Here is an 18,119-nt window from a genome sequence, read left to right on the forward strand (position 1 = left end):
AAAATCAGAGCAACGCCAGCAGGTTTCGACAATCTACCGCATGCCAGTCGGCCAGCTCAGGCCACTGGTTTTGCGGGTGAACCAGGCAGGTATTGCTGCCAGCTGCCCTGCCCGTTTGCAGGTCAAAATGAAAATCACCAACCATGACCGATTGCGCCGGGCTCAGCTGCCAGCGCTGAAGCAGTAGTTCAATCCCCTCCGGGTGCGGTTTCGGTGCCGCCTCTTCGCGCCCCAATACGTCCTCTGGCGCAAAGCAATCCAGTACATCCAGATGCTGCAGCGTCGATATCGCTACGCAGCGCAGGTTACGGGTCAATATCCCCAACCGTCGACCCTGCTGATGCAAGTAGCGGATCAACTCAACTGCGCCCGGTGCAGCCTCGACCTCTTGCGCCAAACGCAGCTCAATCTGATCAAGCTCTGCCTTCATGGCAGTCGCCTCAGCAGCAGGCAAGCCTGCGATATAGGTGAGGATATCAGAATCTGAAGGAACGCCCAGCTCCCGCCGAATCGCGGCAAAATCATGCTGCGCGAGGGTGAGCGTACCATCCAGATCAAAGATCCAGCCCTGCAGATCACGCATACTCAATCCTTGACCTTACGCATCAGCGACTCTTGCGCCACTGACGCAACCAGCTCACCTGCACGATTAAAAATATGCCCCCGCGACATACCGCGAGAACCACTGGCCGAAGGACTATCCATGGCATACAGCAACCAATCATCCATGCGCAGTGGACGGTGATACCACAGGGCGTGATCCAGGCTGGCAACCTGCAACTTGGTTGACCAACTAGAGATCGCGTGTGGCTGCATCGCGGTGCCCAACAGATGGAAGTCAGACGCATATGCCAACAGGTAACGGTGTACCTGTGGGTCATCCGGCAACTGGCCATCAGCGCGGTACCACATGTAGCGAACGGGCTCGGCAACCTTGGGCTCGAACGGATTGAACTCGCCAACCGGGCGAATCTCAATAGGCTTGCCGCACAGCACTTTGTCACGCACCTTCTCATGAATCAGGTGCTGGTGCCGACGCGTCCACTCGGTTTCGTTGGGCAGATCTTCCGGGCCAGGGACATCGGGCATCTGCACTTGATGCTCATAACCCTCTTCATCGCCCTGAAAGGAGCAGATCATGGTGAAAATCGGCTTACCCTTTTGAATAGCCTGCACCCGACGGGTGGTAAAGCTGCCGCCATCACGCAGCGGATCCACCTGATACACGATAGGCTGAGTCGCATCACCCGGACGCAGAAAATAACCATGCACTGAATGCACATGGCGCTCGAGATCAACCGTCTGACTGGCAGCAGAGAGTGACTGCCCCAGTACCTGACCGCCAAACAACTGCTTGAAGCCCAGATCCTGGCTGCGACCGCGAAACAGATTTTCTTCAATTTTTTCCAGCGCCAGCAGGTCCACCAGATCATCCAGCAATTGGCTCATTATTCTTCCTCACAATCGACGCGACCACGGCTGTCGCACTACATTGGTTCAGCAACAGCGATCACGCTGGCCTTTTATATTGCCGCCAAGTTTAACCCGGATTGTCCCAAGTTAGCAGGCCAGCGGCATGACTGATTCGGCAGTGAGACTATTCAACAGCCGCCAGGCCCAGCATACTTATGCTGTTTGCCAAGGAGTTAGCGTGGACCTACCGCTGGTATACCACCCAGACTACAGCTTCGCCTTTCCGGCGCCACACCGCTTCCCCATGGATAAGTTCGTGCGCCTGCACGATCACCTGCGCGCTAGCGGCCTGCTACACACACAAAACCTGCACCAGCCGCAATCCTGCCCCCAGGAACTGCTGCTACTGGCACATGACCCGGACTATGTAGAGCGCTTCTGCAGCAACCAGCTCGATACCGCCGCCCAACGCCGTATGGGCTTACCCTGGAGCGAGCTGCTGGTAGCGCGAACCCTGCGCGCAGTCGGCGGCACGCTGCTGACTGCCGAGCTGGCTCTCAAACATGGGCTAGCCTGCCATCTGGCTGGTGGTACCCATCATGCTCACCATGACTTTGCCTCAGGGTTCTGCATTTTCAACGATCTGGCGATTACCAGCCGCTATCTGCTCGCGGCCGGAAAGGTAGAGCGCGTGCTGATTTTCGACTGCGATGTGCATCAAGGCGACGGCACAGCACGCATTCTGGAGCACGATAGCGACGCCATCACGGTATCGCTGCACTGTGAAAACAATTTCCCGGCGCGCAAGGCGCAAAGCGACTGGGACATTCCCCTGCCCCGGCAACTGGGCGATCAGGGCTATCTGAATACCGTCGATGAAGCACTGAATTATCTACTGCCACTGTACGAGCCTGACCTGGTGCTCTATGACGCTGGGGTCGACGTGCATCAGGCCGACGCGCTAGGTTATCTGGCGCTGACCGATGCCGGTATCGCACAGCGCGACAGCCATGTAATCAGCGCCTGCCTGAGCCGAGATATTCCGGTCTGCGCGGTGATTGGCGGGGGCTATGATCAGGACCGCGTCGCACTGGCCAAACGTCACGGCATTCTGCATCACAATGCGGCCCGGATATGGCAACAGCATGCCCTGAGGTAAACTACGCAGCGCATTCAAACATCCGGTCCTTGGCTAAGAGCACTACTAGATAGCAGCCAATCACCGCGCTTGCCGAGGAAGTCAATTGCTGTGACAAAAAAGCCCAATAAGGCCGATCGGCATCCCTCCTTGCAGCTTGGCAGATCTCGCCTGCCGCCCGAGCGGCACGCCCACCGAAACAGAGAAAACAACACACTCTCAGCACGCGCACGCAAGCCAGGTTAATCAATGTTCAACCTTAACAACCTCATTTTAGTGAGCGTGGCATTACTACTAGCCATACTGTCCTTCCAGCCACGCCTGATGGCAGCACCGGGATGGCGTGCTACCGTAACGCCGCTTGCCTCGATTATTGGTTCCGGCTTTCTCGTCGCAGGGCCAATTCTGGCGCACGCCGTTGGTCCCTGGGCCTGGTTGGCGATGCTGGCACTGTGCGCATTGAGCTATTGGTTCGGCGCAGCTATCCGCTATAACATCCGCTATGTTGAGCCTAGCCTGGCGGATCACCCTCCGGGCTACCAATCCGCCTTGGAGCGTCTGTCAGAGCTGGCGCTGGCACTGGCTTACTTTGTTTCCGTTACCTACTATCTCAACCTGTTTGCTGCTTTCGGCATGCGCCTTGGTGACATAATTGACCCGCTATGGACTCGTATCGTGGCCACAGCGGTGATAGCCACTATTGGACTGCTCGGCATGCTCCGCGGTCTAGCTGGACTCGAGCGTTTAGAGGTCATAGTAGTCGCGTTAAAGTTATCCCTGATCGGCGGCTTGCTGGCGATGCTGACGCAGGTGAATCTGGCGGCCATGGTGGACGGCTCGTTCCAATGGGCACAAAAGGCAAACCTGCAAGACCATCAGCAGTTAGCGATACTGCTAGGGCTGGTGATTCTGGTGCAAGGCTTTGAAACCTCGCGCTATCTTGGTAGCCAGTACGACGCAGCGACCCGAATTCGCAGCATGCGATGGGCACAGTGGATTTCCTGCGCGATTTATCTCGTGTTCCTGGTGCTGATAACCGATTTCTTTCACAGCGATCTACCGTCTGAAGGGGGTGAAACGGCGATTATTGACCTGTTACGGCCACTAGGCATGCTGGTCGCCCCGTTACTCATTGTGACCGCGTTGGCCTCGCAGCTATCTGCAGCCGTAGCCGATATGAATGGCGCCGGCGGGCTCCTGGCGGAATCATCCCGCCGCCGTGTTCCAGTCAAACTTGGCAATCTGGTCACCGCTCTGGTTGCTATTGTCATTACCTGGTCGGCGAATATCTACGAGATCATCACCTACGCCTCCAAGATGTTCGTCATCTATTACGGCTTGCAGGCATTGCAAGCCGCACTGGCAGCATGGCGGCGCGGCCAAAGCTGGCGGGCAGGCGGATTCGCGGCGGCAGTTTTGGTCGCGGTGGCCATTATCGTGTTGGCTGAACCGGTCGCAGCCTGATTGTGCGCAACCTGACGGCGGCGGCATAGCCCAACGGCACCATGATCACCGCTGAGCAGCGGGAGGTCGGGTAGGCGCCAGCATGACAATAACAGCAAGCGATTGGCCAAAGTACACGAACGCCCCACCAATAGGGCTGTAGCGCACTTTGCGGTAGACTGCGCGGCGTGTAATAGAACGCTAGCCAACGCCGGGGACAGAGTCATGACCACGCAACAACCAGACGCCAATCGTGTTGTCGTAATCGGCGGTGGACCGGCCGGCCTGATGGCGGCAGAAACCATCGCCAATGCGGGCTACCAGGTGGAGTTGTTCGACGCTATGCCATCAGTTGGGCGCAAGTTTCTGCTGGCGGGTGTCGGCGGCATGAATATTACCCATTCCGAGCCCAAACCCGCTTTTGTCGAGCGCTACCGTGAAGCAGCAGCCTGGGCCAGCGACTGGTTCACCGAGCTGGACGCAGAGCACCTGCAGCAATGGATTCATGAGCTGGGCATCAGCACCTTTGTTGGCAGTTCCGGCCGAGTGTTCCCCACCGACATGAAAGCAGCGCCACTACTGCGTGCCTGGCTCAAACGACTGCGCAACAAAGGCGTACAGCTGCATACCCGGCATCGCTGGCTCGGCTGGACGGCAGATGGCGCACTGCGACTGCAAAACGCCGACGGTGAGTTTCACCTCACGCCAACGGCCTGCGTACTCGCACTCGGCGGTGGTAGCTGGCGCCGCCTTGGCTCTGACGGCAGCTGGGTCGGCCCTTTGCGCGAGCAAGGCGCCGGCGTGCGCGACTTATTGCCCAGCAACAGTGGCTTTATCTGCGACTGGAGCCCGTTTCTCAGTGAGCGCTTCGCCGGCCAACCACTCAAGCCGATCGTTGCCAGCATGAACGATACCAACGGGCAGCTCATCAGTCGGCGTGGCGAATGCATCCTCACCCATGACGGGCTGGAAGGCAGTCTGATTTATGCTCTGTCAGCGCCGCTGCGCGACCAACTACAAGCTCATGGCCAGGCAACACTAGCACTGGATCTCGCTCCCGACCGCAGTGAGCCCCAGCTCATTACCGCGCTATCAGACAGCCGGAAAGGACAGTCGCTAGCGTCGCTGCTACGCAAGAAAGCCGGGCTGGATGCACTGAAAATCGCGCTACTGCATGAATGCTTTGGTAAAGACCAACTAGCCACACCTGCAGACCTGGCCAAAGCAATCAAACAGGTACCCATAGTGCTGCGCGACACCCGTCCGCTGGATCAGGCGATCAGCAGCGCCGGCGGCGTGCAGCAACCAAGTTTAACTGAGGATTTGATGCTCAAGAGCCTGCCGGGGGTATTCTGCGCTGGCGAGATGCTCGACTGGGAAGCCCCCACCGGTGGTTATCTATTGACCGCCTGCTTTGCCAGCGGCAAGCGCGCGGGCAACGGCGTTGTCAGTTGGTTGGCGAAGACTTGACGCCCGAGAGCCGCGGCAACATCCAGCGCTCAAACAAGCGCGGAAAGAACCGGGCGCATTGCCGCGCCAGCCAATCCACGTTCGACAACACCAACAACCGCTTGCGCTTGCACGCGCCCAGATAGATGGCATCTGCCACATCAGCAGGTGCCGCAACCTTGAAGCTCAAATTGGTAGCGGCTTGATTGATCGAGCCATCGCCAACCAGCGCGTTCTTGCGAATATCGGTCGCTGTAAAACCAGGCGTCACCAGCATGACGTTGACACCCTGACTGCGCACTTCCATGCGCAGGGTTTCAAACAGACCGTGTAGCGCATGTTTGCTGGCATTGTAAGCGCCACGGTTAAGCAAGGGTGCGAAGGCAGATAGCGAACTCAACCCGATTACCTGCCCACCCCGCGCCAACAGACTGGGCAAGGCATGTCGCGTGCAATTCACGGCGCCGAAATAGTTCACTGCCATGATGCGCTGAAACACCGCGATATCGGTATCGGCAAAGGCACTGCGGTGGGTTATGCCAGCGTTATTGATCAGCAGATCTATGCCGCCAAAACGCTCGACCACCTGACTGATCGCCTCCGCGCATTGCTGGTCATCCGACACATCACAGTGCAATGCCATGACGTCAGCGTTGAGCTTATCGTGCAGCTGCTGACGAAAGGCAACCAGGGCTTCATCCTGGATATCGAGAATGGCGATGTGGGCGCCAGCCTGGGCAAAGCGCAGTGCCAGCGCACGGCCAATGCCGGCGCAGCCACCGGTAATTACGACTACTTTCTGCTGAAAGACTCGCCTGCCCATATCGCCTCCTCTACTGGCTTATTGGCCCAGCCTAAAGCCAGTGGAGAATGGCGGCAAGCCAATTGAACAGGCGACAGCTCAGGGCGCCAGGCGCTCACGCACCCATTGACCTGACTCAAGGCGATAGCGCAGGCGATCATGCAGGCGACTGGAACGCCCCTGCCAGAACTCGATCAAACTGGGTACCAGGCGATAACCACCCCAATGCGGCGGCCGTGGCGGCTGCTCCTCCGCGTATTGCACCTCAAGCGCTTGCAAACGATCCTCAAGCACCTCACGTCCGGCGATCACCTGACTTTGCGGCGAGGCCCAGGCGCCCAGACGGCTACCTGCAGGTCGGCTGTGAAAATACACGTCAGACTCTTCGCTGCTTACGCGCTCGATCTGCCCCTCGATACGCACTTGACGCTCAAGGTCATGCCACCAGAAGGTCATGGCGGCCAACGGCTGCGCCGCCAGCTGCTCACCCTTGGCGCTTTGGTAGTTGGTAAAAAACACAAAGCCACGCTCGTCAAAACCCTTGAGCAATAACGTACGCAAGTGCGGTTGCCCCTGTGCATCGACGCTCGCCAGCATCATGGCGTTAGCCTCGGTTGACTCGATTTCTACCGCCTGAGCAAACCAGGTAGAAAACAGCGTATAGGGCTCGTTCGGCGCCTGCGATTCAGTCAACCCGTCGCGGGTATAATCACGGCGCAAATCGGCAATAGTGGGTTTCATCAACGCAACTCCTTCAGCGGCATGGCATGTATCAACAGGAGCTCAGCCTAACATGCGACGCATTAACGGTATTGACCTACGGCAGCCTTCAGTCAAGCTCGCGCAGACAATCCTTTACCGCGCTACTTAGCGCCAAGGCGCGTGGGTCCATCAACACATAAGGCCCCATGGTGTTGGTTACATAACCAAAGCCGACCTGCGCATCCGGGTCACAAAAGCCCAGCGAGCCGCCAGCACCCGGGTGCCCAAAGGCGCGCGGCCCCATACCGAAACCACCACCGGGGGTATCCTGCTCCAGCATCACACCCAAGCCGAAACGGGTGGGGCACAGCAACGTACGATCCTGGCCCTTGCTGTGCTCCTGCTGCATCAGCGCAACCAACTCAGCATCCAGCAAGCTGACACCATCCAACTTGCCGCCGTGCGCCAGCAACTGCCAGAAACGCGCCAGGGAGCGGGCATTGCCTGTGCCGTTAGCCGACAGAATTTCCGCCTGCTGCCACTCGCGCTTGTTAGTGCTGGTCATCATGCTGGACGGATTGCCGAACGCCTTGGCGGTCAGGCCCTCCGGTTCGCCCATGGCAGCAAATAACGCCCGCGCACCCTCATCGCCATATTGATTGCGCAGACGTGACACGTGCGCAATACGCGGTAAATCCTGATCCGGCACGCCAACATGAAAATCCATACCCAGCGGTTGGCAGATATGCTGTTGAATGTAGCTGCCGGCGCGCTGATCGGTCAGCCGACGCAGCGGCTCACCCAATAACCAGGCGTAGGTTACCGGCGCGTAACCGTGCGCTGCGCCGGGTTCCCACCAGGGCGCCTGCTCAGCCAAGGCGGTGCTCATGGCAGTCCAGTCAAACAGTGCTTCCGGTGGCAATGTTTTGGCTACGGCCGATAGCCCAGAGCGGTGACTCAACAACTGGCGCAGGCTGATACCCTGCTTGCCAGCCTGGGCGAATTCCGGCCATACCTCGGCAATCGGTGCGTCCAGCTCGATCCGGCCAGCAGCCACCTGTTGCAGCAGCGCCACGGCGCCCAAGGGCTTGGTGCAGGAGAACACATTAACCAGTGTGTCCTGCTCCCAGACCTGCTGGTTTTCCTTATCCATTACGCCCTGCCAGAGATCCAGCACGGTATCGCCACCCACGGTTACACAGAGCGCCGCGCCGCGCGCCTGCTCGTCCTGCTGCTGCTCGGCGAAGAGTTCGCGCACTCGCTCGAAGCGCGGATCAAAATAACCCTGAACATTACCCATGGATGTCTTTCCTCAGTCGGTGTCTTGTTGTGCTGCCATTTAAGCTGCTTGCGTCAACAAATGCAGCGACCATAAGGCGCCAAACCACAGCATTATCGATGCAACTGATGACGCCAGGCCCGGGCTGCCGCTCAATCAATTTCCTGACGGAACGGCGGCAGCGCCTTGAGAATCGCTTTACCGTAACGCTGAGTCACCAACCTGCGGTCCAGGACCGTGATAGTGCCGCTGTCCTGTTCGGTGCGCAGCAATCGACCACAGGCCTGAATCAGACGCAAGCTGGCGTCCGGCACAGCAATCTCCATAAAGGGATTACCGCCGTTTTTCTCGATCCATTCAGCCAGTGCTGCCTCAACCGGGTCATCCGGGACCGCGAAGGGGATCTTGGCGATCACCACATGCTCGCAGTACTTGCCGGGCAAATCGACGCCCTCGGCAAAACTGGCCAGACCGAAGATCACACTCGGCTTGCCCTCGTCTACTCTCTTGCGGTGCTGGCGAATCAGCTCCTGCTTGGATAGGTCGCCCTGTACCAGGATGCGTTCGCGGAAGGCCGCGGGCAAACCCGCATAGACTTCGAGCATCTGCTTGCGCGAAGAATAGAGCACCAGACTGCCGCGTTCCTCAGCCAGAATATCCGGCAGATGCTCGATAATCGAGGCGCTATGCCCGGCGCTGTCGCGCGGATCGGCACCATAGTTGGGTACTCTCAGCACACCCGCCTCGCCATGCTTGAACGGACTTGGCGCCATGGTACAAACCGCGCTCCTGGGCAGGCCCGCACGCTGACTAAAGCGATCGAACTTGCCCAGCGCGGTCAGGGTTGCCGAGGTAGCCAGTGCAGCAAAGGCGCTGTGCCAGAGATACATGCGCAGGGTCTCGGCCGCCAGAATCGGGCTGACATGCACTTCTATATCGTTATTTTCGGTCAGGGTCAGCCAGCGCGCGGTAGGCGGCTTGCCCTCCGGGTCCTGCAGGCAGAATTGCGTCCAGAGCGTCCAGTTGGCCTCGGAGCGCGCCAGCAGCACACCAAACAGCGGGTACCACTCTTCCGCCTGGGATTCGGACACCCCTATGGTTGCCTCACCATCCATCGCCTCTTTCAGCATATCCACCAAGCGCTGTAGCAAATCGGTGATGCGACCAAAGCCGGCTTTGAGCTCCAGCCCCATGTCCACCAGTTCTTGCGGCACTATGCCGTGCTCAAAACGATGCTGCGGGCGAATATTGCCGCGCAAGTCTTCGGCGCTGGAGAAGTCGGCTACATCGCCCATCGCCTGCTGCATAAACTGCTGGTGCGGCTTTAACTCGCGCGCCTCCAACGGTACTTTTTCAATCAGGCGACCCAACTCACCGGGCAGCGGGTGCTGGGCAAGCAGCTTGCTCAGATTCTTGTCCAGTTGCTCCAGCCAATCTGCTGTGGCGTGCAGGCGGGTATTATGGGCAAAGTGCGAAATAGCCTTGTCGGGCAAGTGATGTGCTTCATCAAAGATGTACAGGCAGTCACGCGGGTCCGGCAAAATGGCACCGCCGCCAAGCGCGAGGTCAGCCAATACCAGATCGTGGTTGGTAACAATGACATCGACTTTCTGCACCCCTTCACGCGCCTTGTAAAACACGCACTGCTGGAAGTGGCCGCAGCGGCGGTTGCTGCACTGAATGTGGTCGGTGGTCAGTCGTGACCAGTCCTGATCCTCCAACGCCTCAGGCCAGGAGTCGCGCTCGCCGTCCCATTTGTTGCCGCCCAGCGCCTCCACCATGCGGGTGTAGAGCTTGAGCCCGGCTTCATCCACATCGAGGTTAAAGCCCTCGTCAGCAAAGATTTGCTGCTGATCCGCCGCCGACTGGTTTTCCCGCAACAAGTTATCGAGCTTGGACAGGCAAACGTAGCGCCCACGGCCCTTGGCCAGCGAGAAACCAAACTGCAGGCCGGCATTACGCTGAATATCGGGTAGATCCTTGAGTACAATCTGTTCCTGCAGCGCCACCGTCGCCGTGGAAATTACCAGCGGTTTACCCAAATGCTTGGCAATGGGAATGCCCGCCAGGCAATAGGCGACGGTTTTGCCGGTACCGGTGCCCGCCTCGATCGCCGCCACCGCCGGGTCGCCGTCGCGATGGCCGTCGTCATCCAGCTTAACGCCGCCAAATAGCTTGGCGACCTCGGCAATCATCACCCGCTGACCATAGCGTGGCTTGAGGGATTTGTTTTCGAGAAAGGTGCGATAGGCCGTTTGAATCTGGCCTTTGAGTTCATCGTTCAGCATGCGGGCTCCGGGCTAGCCCGCGATGATAACATTGAACCGGCCGGCAACCGACTGCCAACAAGCTTGCATCGACCGGCGCGAGACTCTAGGGTCAGCCGACCATTTTATTTTCCCATTGAGGAACGCCATGACGGCCACTCCGAACGCCACCTTGCTCAGCATTTTGCAGCATTACCAGCCTGCCCGGCTGCTCTGCGTCAGCCAAACGCGGGTGCCCGCCGTCGAGGCGTTTTGCGCCGACCACCCCGACACGCAACTGATTACCAGTGATCAGACGCCCTTACCGGTGGAGCTGGCCAACCAGCGCTATGATCTGGCGATCATTGCTGACTTGCTGGAACATATTCCGCAGCGTAACGGCGTTGAGTTACTGGCAGGGCTGCGCAACCTTTCAGCCAGCCGTCTGGCGGTATTGGTTGATCTGACGCAAAGTGCACACTGGCAAGAAAATGATTTTTTTGCCCTGGCGCTACAACGCCATGCCAGCTTTACCCAGGCTGGCAGCACGGATGAACGCACGCTGGCGCTCTATACCTACGATCTGGCCGATTACAAACAGGTTCCGGACTGGCTCAACAATAAATACTGGGCCAATCCCGAGATGTTCGATAAATATTGGTGGTAAGCATGAGCACAGTGGCAACGATCAACAGCGCTGACAACTGCCCCTGTGGCAGCGGCAAAGTCTATGGCCAATGCTGTCAACCCTGTCACGCCGGCGCGCCAGCTGGCAATGCAGAGCTTCTGATGCGGTCGCGCTATTGCGCCTACACCCTGGGACTGATTGATTATCTGGTGACGACGACTCTCCCCGCCCAACAGACCCAGCTGGAAGTAGAACAGATGCGCAGCTGGAGCGAGCAAAGCAGATGGCTAGGACTAGAGGTTGAACAAGTGACTGGCGGTGCTGGCAGCAACCGCGCCCAGGTCACGTTCACGGCGCGCTGGGCAGATCCGGATGAGAGCGTGCATGGCCACCGCGAATGTTCTGACTTCAAGCAGATTGGCGAGCGCTGGTACTTCATCGATCCCAATCATAGTGTTAAAGCTGGCCGCAATGAACCTTGCCCCTGCGGCTCAGGGCGCAAATTCAAACAATGCTGCATGCTCTAGCCGAGCCTGCTACCAGGCCGTCGCCCTCACGAGCTGCGGCCTGACGGGACCACGGGTTAATCATCCTGTAACTTCAGGTAACTGATATCCGGCGATACCGCTGGCAACTCTCGCTTGAGCTCACCCAGATCGCTACCAGTGGGCGCCAGACTAAGCGCACTCAGATCAATTGGCAGCGCCGCCGTTTCATCGTAGTCATCCTGCATATCAGCGCCGAGCGGGGCGATATCAAAATCCGGGGCCTCGACATCAACAAAGGCCGCCATATACTCATCCCGCGGCGCCAGACGCTTGCCGTGGTTATCGCTGGCGGTGCCAGGCTGTGGCACGGGCGTAGGCTGACTTACCGGCGGAGCAGCAGGCGCCGGAGCTGGTTCTGGTGCTGGAGCCGAATCTGGCTCAGCAGGCGTCATAGGCTCTACATTACAGACCGCACCGGCGCGCTCAATGGCCGCGCGATACTTGGCCGCTGCCGCCTCATCCAGGCCTTGTTTGATAACAATCCGGCGACCGGAAAACAGCGTATCCAGTTGCTCGCCAGCGACCTGAAACAGCTGACCGATACGCGCTCGCGCCTCTTCTACAGGCACGCCAGACTGCACCTGCCCTTGAAAAACAATCTCAAAACGGGCCATCTTGTCACTCCCTGTACGTCAATTAGGGTTAGTATGGTCCGACCCAGGCTGATCGACAACTCCACTTATAAGTCGGCCTGAACAGACTGCGGAGGGAGACAATGAAGTCGCGCGTACTGGGAATGATGGTGCTGATATCCTGCTTGCTATTGCACGGCTGCGCCATGCTCACGCCGTCGTACAGCAAACCGGATGTCAGTCTGGCCAATGTAGAAATGCTCAAATCCAACCTGTGGGAGCAGTCCTTTCGGCTAAAGCTGCGAGTCGATAACCCCAACAGCAAGGCACTGCCCATTCGCGGAATGCAGTATCAGGTCTATTTAAACGATATGCGCCTGGCGACCGGCGTCAGCAACAACGCGTTTGACGTACCGGCCTATGGCTCGGAAACCTTCGATCTGGAGGTCCGATCCAACCTGTGGCGTCACCTTTCTGATCTGGTCAAACTGGTCGACAAGCAACAAGCGGTCACCTACCGTATAGAAGGACATATCAGCACCGGCTTCTTTCTCGCCCCCAATATCAACCTGAAAGAAGAAGGGACGCTGGAACCCTCGCAACTGAGTTTTTGATCCCTATGCAAATGCAACACTGGTTACTACTCGCAGGCCTCCTGATCATTATTGCCCTGGCAGGCTATGCCCTGACGTTATGGCGTCGGGTCTGGCGCACGCGCGCCGAACAACAGCAGCAACAGGATGGGCGTGACAAGCGCCTGGCGGAGGACATTCAGTTCATCGGCCAAAGCCTGCTGAACGGCCAGGTGCCCTTGATTGAAGGGTCGATCCGGATCAAGGTGCTGCTGGATAATTACGCTGGTCCGCGGCGCAGTGATCTGGACGTAACCATCTTTACCGAGATCTACGATCAGACCGCCCACATCCCCACCCATACTGGCTGGAAACAGCTGAGCGCCGCTGAACGCAAGCTGCATTCACGCCTGATGGAAACACTGGAACGGGATCATCAAGAGCAGGTAAAGCAGGCCGCTGGCGAGCTGACCAAGGGCCTGAACTAGGCCGAGTGAGGGGCGGCATTGCACCGCCCCAACAGCGTCAGACTGCCGAATTACCCCCATCGACTGCCAATGCCTGACCGCTTACGTGGCGTGACGCCTCGCTGGCCAGAAATACCGCTGCGCCCTTGATGTCTTCCTCACCACCGATACGGCCTAACGGCGTACCTTGCTTGATCAACTCGGTCACTTTTTCCAGACCTTTAGCCAGCTTGGTTGGGAAGTAACCGGGGCAGATGGCATTCACGTTGATGTTGTACTGACCCCATTCACCGGCCAATGCGCGCGTCAGGTTGATTGCTGCCGCCTTACTGGTGTTATAGGCGACGGTATGAATACCCGAGTTGGCGCGGTTACCTTTGAAGCCGGCAATCGATGCGATGTTGATGATCTTGCCGGACTGGCGCGGAATCATGAAGCGGCGTGCCACTTCTTGAGCGACCAGGAAGCAAACGTCAACATTCAGGGTCATCACCTTCTGCCAACCTTCATAGCTGTGGTCTTCCGCAGGCTGACCCCAAGTGGTACCGGCATTATTGACCAGCACGTCTACAGTGCCGAAGGCAGCTTCACAGGCGTCGACCAGCGTCTGAACGGGCTTGGTTTCCAGGTTACCCATATCGCAGGCTACACCCGCCGCTTCAATACCCTGCTTTTTCAAATCTGCCACGACGGCTTCGATTTCTGCTGCGTTGCGCGCGCTGATGAACACCTTGGCTCCCTGTTCGCCAAAGGCTTCTGCCATCTGCAGGCCCAGGCCCTTGGTGCCGCCGGTGATCAGTGCGACCTTGCCGGTCATATCGAACAGTTGCTTGACGCTCATGGAATATCCTCTTGTGTCTCAATGGATGACAATTCAACTCCGGTATCATAGTCACCCGGAGCCCATAGGCCGACCATCAGTGATCCGCGTGATATGCCGCCCCACACTGGTGTTATCATGCCCGCTTTTACCGATCCGGACCTGAACATGGCTGAACACGACTTTAGACGCACCGCACTGAACCCTTCACATACTCTGATTGAGTGCCGCACTCTGGGCGCCGGGCTCTATCAGGTGACGGGCCAGGGTGGCGGTATTCAGCCCACTGACATGCTCATCTGCACGGTAAAGGGTAGTCGTGATTTGCCGCTACGCCTGACCGTCGACAAGGTCCGCTATCTGATCAATCCGGCGGGACAGTGGACGGCGACTGCCAAGGGGCCCGATCTGCGCGGACAAGCGGTCTTGGGCTGGTCCATCACCTGTGACCAGTGCGCGCGCGAGCAAGCCTTCGAGTTTCTCGCCGCCGAGCGCGATGACCTGCCCGCGCGCACCCAAAAAGCAGTCGCTCGCATCGCCGAGCTGGGCTGGCAGCCACAAGGTGACAACCACCTCTGCCCCGCCTGCGCCCGCAAACAACAAAGCCACTAACGCTGCACCATCGGCTAATAGATACGGCACCCCATGATCAAGGGTGAAAGCGCCTGCTAGAACAACGCCAACTGCTCGCCCATGGGCGAGTGCGCGTTATCCAGCCGCACGCCAACGCCAATCAATCTAACCGCACGACCACCGCGGGCATACGCCTGAGCACAAAGCTCGGCGTAGCCTTCTGGCGTTATCGGGGCGCCTGCCTGCTCCAGAGTAGTCTGGGTAAAGTCGTGGAATTTCAGCTTGATAAAGGGCTTGCTAACCCGGTAAACGCTATCCAGTCGGCCGAGGCGTTCGGCCAGCTTGTCCAGCAGCGGCGGTAGTGCCGCCTGACAGGCGTCCAGGTCCGGCAGGTCGTGCTCATAGGTATGCTCGACACTGACAGACTGGCGCTTGCTTTCCACCACTACCGGGCGGTCGTCGATGCCCCGCGCCAGCTGCCACAGGCGTTCGCCGAAGCTGCCAAATTCACGCACCAGGTCCTGCTTGCGCCAGGGTAACAACTCACTGCAGACATCCACACCCACGCGTTTCAACCGCTCGGCCATCACCTTGCCAACACCGTGCAGCTTGGTGACCGGGAGCTGATGCACAAAGGCTTCAACCTCATCAGGCAGAATTACCTTGAGCCCATCCGGTTTATTCCAATCACTGGCAATCTTGGCGAGAAACTTGTTGGGCGCAACACCGGCAGACACGGTAATACCCTGGCTCGCCTGCACTCGCTGCCGAATCTCGCGGGCGATCAACGTGGCGCTGCCCCGACATGCCTGGCTCTCGGTAACGTCCAGATAAGCCTCATCCAGTGACAATGGCTGAATCAAGTCGGTGTAGTCAGTAAAGATCGCTTGAATCGCGGCAGAGGCTTCCCGGTAGACCGACATGCGGCCAGGCACGATCAACAGATCCGGACACAGCCGTTTAGCATAAGCCGATGCCATCGCTGAGTGCACACCGAAGGCTCTTGCCTCGTAATTGCAGGTGGATATGACGCCACGCTTACCCGGATCGCCGCCCACCGCCAACGGTCGGCCACGCAGACGCGGGTCATCGCGCATCTCGATGGCTGCGTAAAAACAATCGCAATCTACATGAATAATTTTGCGCACGCGGGAACCGGGTCAGGCCATAACTGATTGGCTGCCAGTGTAACCGATCAGGCCGTCATTACCCGATTGCGGCCAGCAGCCTTGCCATCATACAAGGCTCGGTCAGCACGCTTTATCACGCTATCAATGTTTTTTTCAGCGCCGGCAACCTGGGCAAGTCCGAAAGTCGCGGTCAACCTGATCTCGCCTGACGGTATTTTCAGTGTGCTTGCCTGCAGCGCCTCTCGCAGCCGATTAACCACATCTGCCGCCTGATCGAGATCGGTATCGGGCAGAATCAAGACAAACTCCTCACCACCATAGCGCCCCAGCACATCAGACTGCCGTAACGTGCGGTTGAACAGGTCGGCGACATGACGCAACGCCAGATCGCCGACGTCATGCCCGTAGGTATCATTAATGCGCTTGAAATAATCCAGGTCTGCCACACAAAGGGAAATATGCTTTTCCTGCCGAGTGCAACGCTCGCGCTCTCGATTAAAGAGCATTTCGTACTGACGGCGATTGAGCAATCCGGTTAACGGATCAGTGGTGGCTTGTCGCTTAAGCTCTGCTTCCAAGGCTTCACGCTGCTTAATCTCATTCTGCAGATTGCGATTGATCGAGCTGACCTGCTTGAACAGGGCATACTGCTGACGCTGCACTGTCTGCAGGCGCAGCGCGGTAAAAAAGCCAACCACCGTAGGCAAAGACAGCATGAATAGTAAGCCGATCAGCTCAGGAGCACCGAAACCATTCAGCCAGACAGAATAAAGCATACCGGCAATACCAAAACAGGCAGCCAGAGTAGATAGGTAAACCCTGTTTGACACAAATACGTACAGGCTAATGATCAGCATCGCTACCACGCCGATAATCCAGCTGACGATGTCGTGGCGAATGAAGTAGAGAAAGAAGAAGAGTACAAAGCCAAAGACCTCAATAGCAGTGACCGCGTAGCCCTCGGTTGCCAATTCAGGTTTGCTTTTCAACTGAAAGAATAAAGCCAGAAGCAATACCGCAGTCGCCAATCGCAAACCGGCAACTATCGCGAACTCGGTGCTGACGCCCAGCGCCGGATAGTCCAGCAGACCGAATAGCAGCAATAGCACCAGCCAAACAACCAAGCACCGACGCAAATGGCGCGCAAAAGTCAGTTGGTTATGTTGGCGGTAACCGCGCTCGATTTCAGGATGGGTGAACTCTCCGCGCCAAGCTGACAAGTGATAGATGTCGTTCCTGGTTTCCACTGGCTTTTGTACCTTCCGTAGCTATGCGGCTTGAACCGTTTTTTATTTTTTATCTCAGGCATGAGACAACGCCCATGCCTGAGACGAAGAGTAAGACAAACGCGCAGAGATGTCATTATGGCATCAATTATTCGCACTGCCCTGCTACGCAAATCAAGCCAAGACCCCAATAAAAAATCTTTTCCCATCAATTGCTTGACAGAAAATGTTCTATGCGTAGAATGGCCACCACAGACGCGGGGTGGAGCAGTCTGGTAGCTCGTCGGGCTCATAACCCGAAGGTCGTAGGTTCAAATCCTGCCCCCGCAACCAAGTTAAAAACCGTTGAATGGTTAACCCCTTCAGCGGTTTTTTTATGCCTGAAAATTAGTACCCATTCACACCATAAGCACCACCCTCTTCCATGACCTTGATGCTTGAGTGTGATGCGCGCTCTCCGCCAGCACGCCTAAATCAGGCGCTGCGTGAAGGGATCAATTAACCCTAATCCAATCACCATGCCGACCAACGCCGGCAAACTGTCCGCCTGCATGCGCTTCATCACGCGGGAGCGATAGAGATCCACTGTTTTCACACTGATACCCAACTGCTCGGCTATTTCTCGATTGTTGAAGCCCTGAACCAGCGGTAGCAGGATATCGCTCTCGCGCGGCGTCAGCGACTCAAAGCGAGCCTGTACTGCAGGTATCTGCGGATGAATAAAAACCCGCCGCTGACTGAGCGCTCGCTGCACACTATCGAGCAGCAATTGCTCGTTGTAGGGCTTCTCGATGAAGTCCACCGCACCACCCCGAAAAGCGCGTACCACGATAGGGACGTCGGCATGGGCGCTAACGAAAATCACCGGCAGTTCAATACCCCGTTCACGCATGGCTTCCTGTACCGCCAACCCCCCCATGCCCGGCATGCGCACATCAAGCAGCACACAGGCTGGCGCGGCAGCGTCGCAGGCATCCAGAAACGCCTGACCGCTGGTAAAAGGCTGCGCCTGCAAACCGATCGACTCGAACAGCCAGACCGTAGAGTCCAGCATGCCCTGATCATCGTCGACGACGTAAACCCGTTGTTGCGCGTACTCAGACATCGATTG

19 protein-coding genes and 1 tRNA gene are annotated in these 18,119 nt (G+C 57.8%); 9 read left to right on the plus strand and 11 right to left on the minus strand.

The window, feature by feature from the left end; all coding sequences use genetic code 11:
• Positions 1-4 precede the first annotated feature (4 nt).
• Both H4J77_RS02165 and tesB read right to left on the minus strand, forming a co-directional pair.
• Positions 5-589 (minus strand): HAD family hydrolase, encoded by a 585-nt coding sequence (locus H4J77_RS02165; protein ID WP_123888693.1) that lies wholly within the window; start codon positions 587-589, stop codon positions 5-7.
• Entirely contained in the window at positions 586-1,449 is an 864-nt protein-coding gene (gene tesB / locus H4J77_RS02170) for an acyl-CoA thioesterase II (protein WP_123888692.1), read from the minus strand. The genes H4J77_RS02165 and tesB overlap by 4 nt, the downstream gene beginning before the upstream one ends.
• Before the next feature lie 202 nt (positions 1,450-1,651).
• Here tesB and H4J77_RS02175 point away from each other — a divergent pair, with 202 nt between their 5' ends.
• The 3 genes from H4J77_RS02175 to H4J77_RS02185 all read left to right on the plus strand — a co-directional run bounded on the left by H4J77_RS02175 (position 1,652) and on the right by H4J77_RS02185 (position 5,464).
• Positions 1,652-2,572: a histone deacetylase gene (locus tag H4J77_RS02175; RefSeq protein ID WP_123888691.1), complete on the plus strand. Its 921-nt coding sequence runs from the start codon at positions 1,652-1,654 to the stop codon at positions 2,570-2,572.
• Between the two features lie 228 nt (positions 2,573-2,800).
• Complete coding sequence (locus tag H4J77_RS02180) at positions 2,801-4,015, plus strand: hypothetical protein (protein ID WP_123888690.1); 1,215 nt, start codon at positions 2,801-2,803, stop codon at positions 4,013-4,015.
• A 204-nt stretch (positions 4,016-4,219) separates the two neighbouring features.
• Complete coding sequence (locus tag H4J77_RS02185) at positions 4,220-5,464, plus strand: TIGR03862 family flavoprotein (protein WP_123888689.1); 1,245 nt, start codon at positions 4,220-4,222, stop codon at positions 5,462-5,464.
• Here H4J77_RS02185 and H4J77_RS02190 read toward each other — a convergent pair.
• From H4J77_RS02190 to dinG, 4 genes are all read right to left on the minus strand, one after another.
• Complete coding sequence (locus tag H4J77_RS02190; protein ID WP_123888688.1) at positions 5,442-6,266, minus strand: SDR family oxidoreductase; 825 nt, start codon at positions 6,264-6,266, stop codon at positions 5,442-5,444. The two genes, H4J77_RS02185 and H4J77_RS02190, sit on opposite strands and share 23 nt — an antisense overlap.
• Positions 6,267-6,344: 78 nt before the next feature.
• Complete coding sequence (gene pdxH, locus H4J77_RS02195; RefSeq protein ID WP_123888687.1) at positions 6,345-6,986, minus strand: pyridoxamine 5'-phosphate oxidase; 642 nt, start codon at positions 6,984-6,986, stop codon at positions 6,345-6,347.
• An 88-nt stretch (positions 6,987-7,074) separates the two neighbouring features.
• On the minus strand, positions 7,075-8,247 hold the full coding sequence (locus tag H4J77_RS02200; RefSeq protein ID WP_123888686.1) for a serine hydrolase domain-containing protein: 1,173 nt from the start codon (positions 8,245-8,247) through the stop codon (positions 7,075-7,077).
• Between the two features lie 131 nt (positions 8,248-8,378).
• Complete coding sequence (gene dinG / locus H4J77_RS02205) at positions 8,379-10,514, minus strand: ATP-dependent DNA helicase DinG (protein WP_123888685.1); 2,136 nt, start codon at positions 10,512-10,514, stop codon at positions 8,379-8,381.
• 127 nt (positions 10,515-10,641) lie between these two features.
• Between dinG and H4J77_RS02210 the strand changes: the two genes are divergently transcribed.
• Both H4J77_RS02210 and H4J77_RS02215 read left to right on the plus strand, forming a co-directional pair.
• Complete coding sequence (locus tag H4J77_RS02210) at positions 10,642-11,139, plus strand: DUF6231 family protein (RefSeq protein WP_123888684.1); 498 nt, start codon at positions 10,642-10,644, stop codon at positions 11,137-11,139.
• Positions 11,140-11,141: 2 nt separating this feature from the next.
• Positions 11,142-11,627, plus strand: coding sequence for a YchJ family protein (locus H4J77_RS02215; RefSeq protein ID WP_123888683.1), 486 nt, complete (start codon positions 11,142-11,144; stop codon positions 11,625-11,627).
• Between the two features lie 56 nt (positions 11,628-11,683).
• On the opposite strand, the gene H4J77_RS02220 is transcribed toward H4J77_RS02215, so the two are convergent.
• Complete coding sequence (locus H4J77_RS02220; RefSeq protein ID WP_123888682.1) at positions 11,684-12,262, minus strand: hypothetical protein; 579 nt, start codon at positions 12,260-12,262, stop codon at positions 11,684-11,686.
• Positions 12,263-12,363: 101 nt separating this feature from the next.
• Here H4J77_RS02220 and H4J77_RS02225 point away from each other — a divergent pair, with 101 nt between their 5' ends.
• Together H4J77_RS02225 and H4J77_RS02230 are read left to right on the plus strand one after the other, a co-directional pair.
• A complete protein-coding gene (locus H4J77_RS02225; protein WP_123888681.1) occupies positions 12,364-12,834 on the plus strand; it encodes an LEA type 2 family protein in 471 nt (156 codons plus the stop codon).
• Positions 12,835-12,839: 5 nt separating this feature from the next.
• A complete protein-coding gene (locus H4J77_RS02230) occupies positions 12,840-13,280 on the plus strand; it encodes a DUF2489 domain-containing protein (RefSeq protein WP_123888680.1) in 441 nt (146 codons plus the stop codon).
• A 37-nt stretch (positions 13,281-13,317) separates the two neighbouring features.
• On the opposite strand, the gene H4J77_RS02235 is transcribed toward H4J77_RS02230, so the two are convergent.
• On the minus strand, positions 13,318-14,100 hold the full coding sequence (locus tag H4J77_RS02235; RefSeq protein WP_123888679.1) for an SDR family oxidoreductase: 783 nt from the start codon (positions 14,098-14,100) through the stop codon (positions 13,318-13,320).
• A 147-nt stretch (positions 14,101-14,247) separates the two neighbouring features.
• Here H4J77_RS02235 and H4J77_RS02240 point away from each other — a divergent pair, with 147 nt between their 5' ends.
• On the plus strand, positions 14,248-14,691 hold the full coding sequence (locus H4J77_RS02240; protein WP_123888728.1) for a hypothetical protein: 444 nt from the start codon (positions 14,248-14,250) through the stop codon (positions 14,689-14,691).
• A 56-nt stretch (positions 14,692-14,747) separates the two neighbouring features.
• Here H4J77_RS02240 and dinB read toward each other — a convergent pair whose 3' ends face one another.
• Both dinB and H4J77_RS20150 read right to left on the minus strand, forming a co-directional pair.
• Positions 14,748-15,800, minus strand: coding sequence for a DNA polymerase IV (gene dinB / locus H4J77_RS02245; RefSeq protein ID WP_123888678.1), 1,053 nt, complete (start codon positions 15,798-15,800; stop codon positions 14,748-14,750).
• A 47-nt stretch (positions 15,801-15,847) separates the two neighbouring features.
• A complete protein-coding gene (locus H4J77_RS20150) occupies positions 15,848-17,029 on the minus strand; it encodes a GGDEF domain-containing protein (RefSeq protein WP_123888677.1) in 1,182 nt (393 codons plus the stop codon).
• A 235-nt stretch (positions 17,030-17,264) separates the two neighbouring features.
• Here H4J77_RS20150 and H4J77_RS02255 point away from each other — a divergent pair.
• Positions 17,265-17,341: transfer RNA gene (locus H4J77_RS02255), tRNA-Met, on the plus strand.
• Between the two features lie 136 nt (positions 17,342-17,477).
• On the opposite strand, the gene H4J77_RS02260 is transcribed toward H4J77_RS02255, so the two are convergent.
• Positions 17,478-18,113, minus strand: a complete 636-nt coding sequence (locus H4J77_RS02260; RefSeq protein ID WP_123888676.1) for a response regulator transcription factor — start codon at positions 18,111-18,113, stop codon at positions 17,478-17,480.
• Positions 18,114-18,119 lie beyond the last annotated feature (6 nt).

Origin of the sequence: Pseudomonas sp. 5Ae-yellow (genome assembly GCF_014077575.1) — a bacterium.
In the GTDB taxonomy this organism is placed as follows: Bacteria; Pseudomonadota; Gammaproteobacteria; order Pseudomonadales; family Pseudomonadaceae; genus Halopseudomonas; species Halopseudomonas neustonica.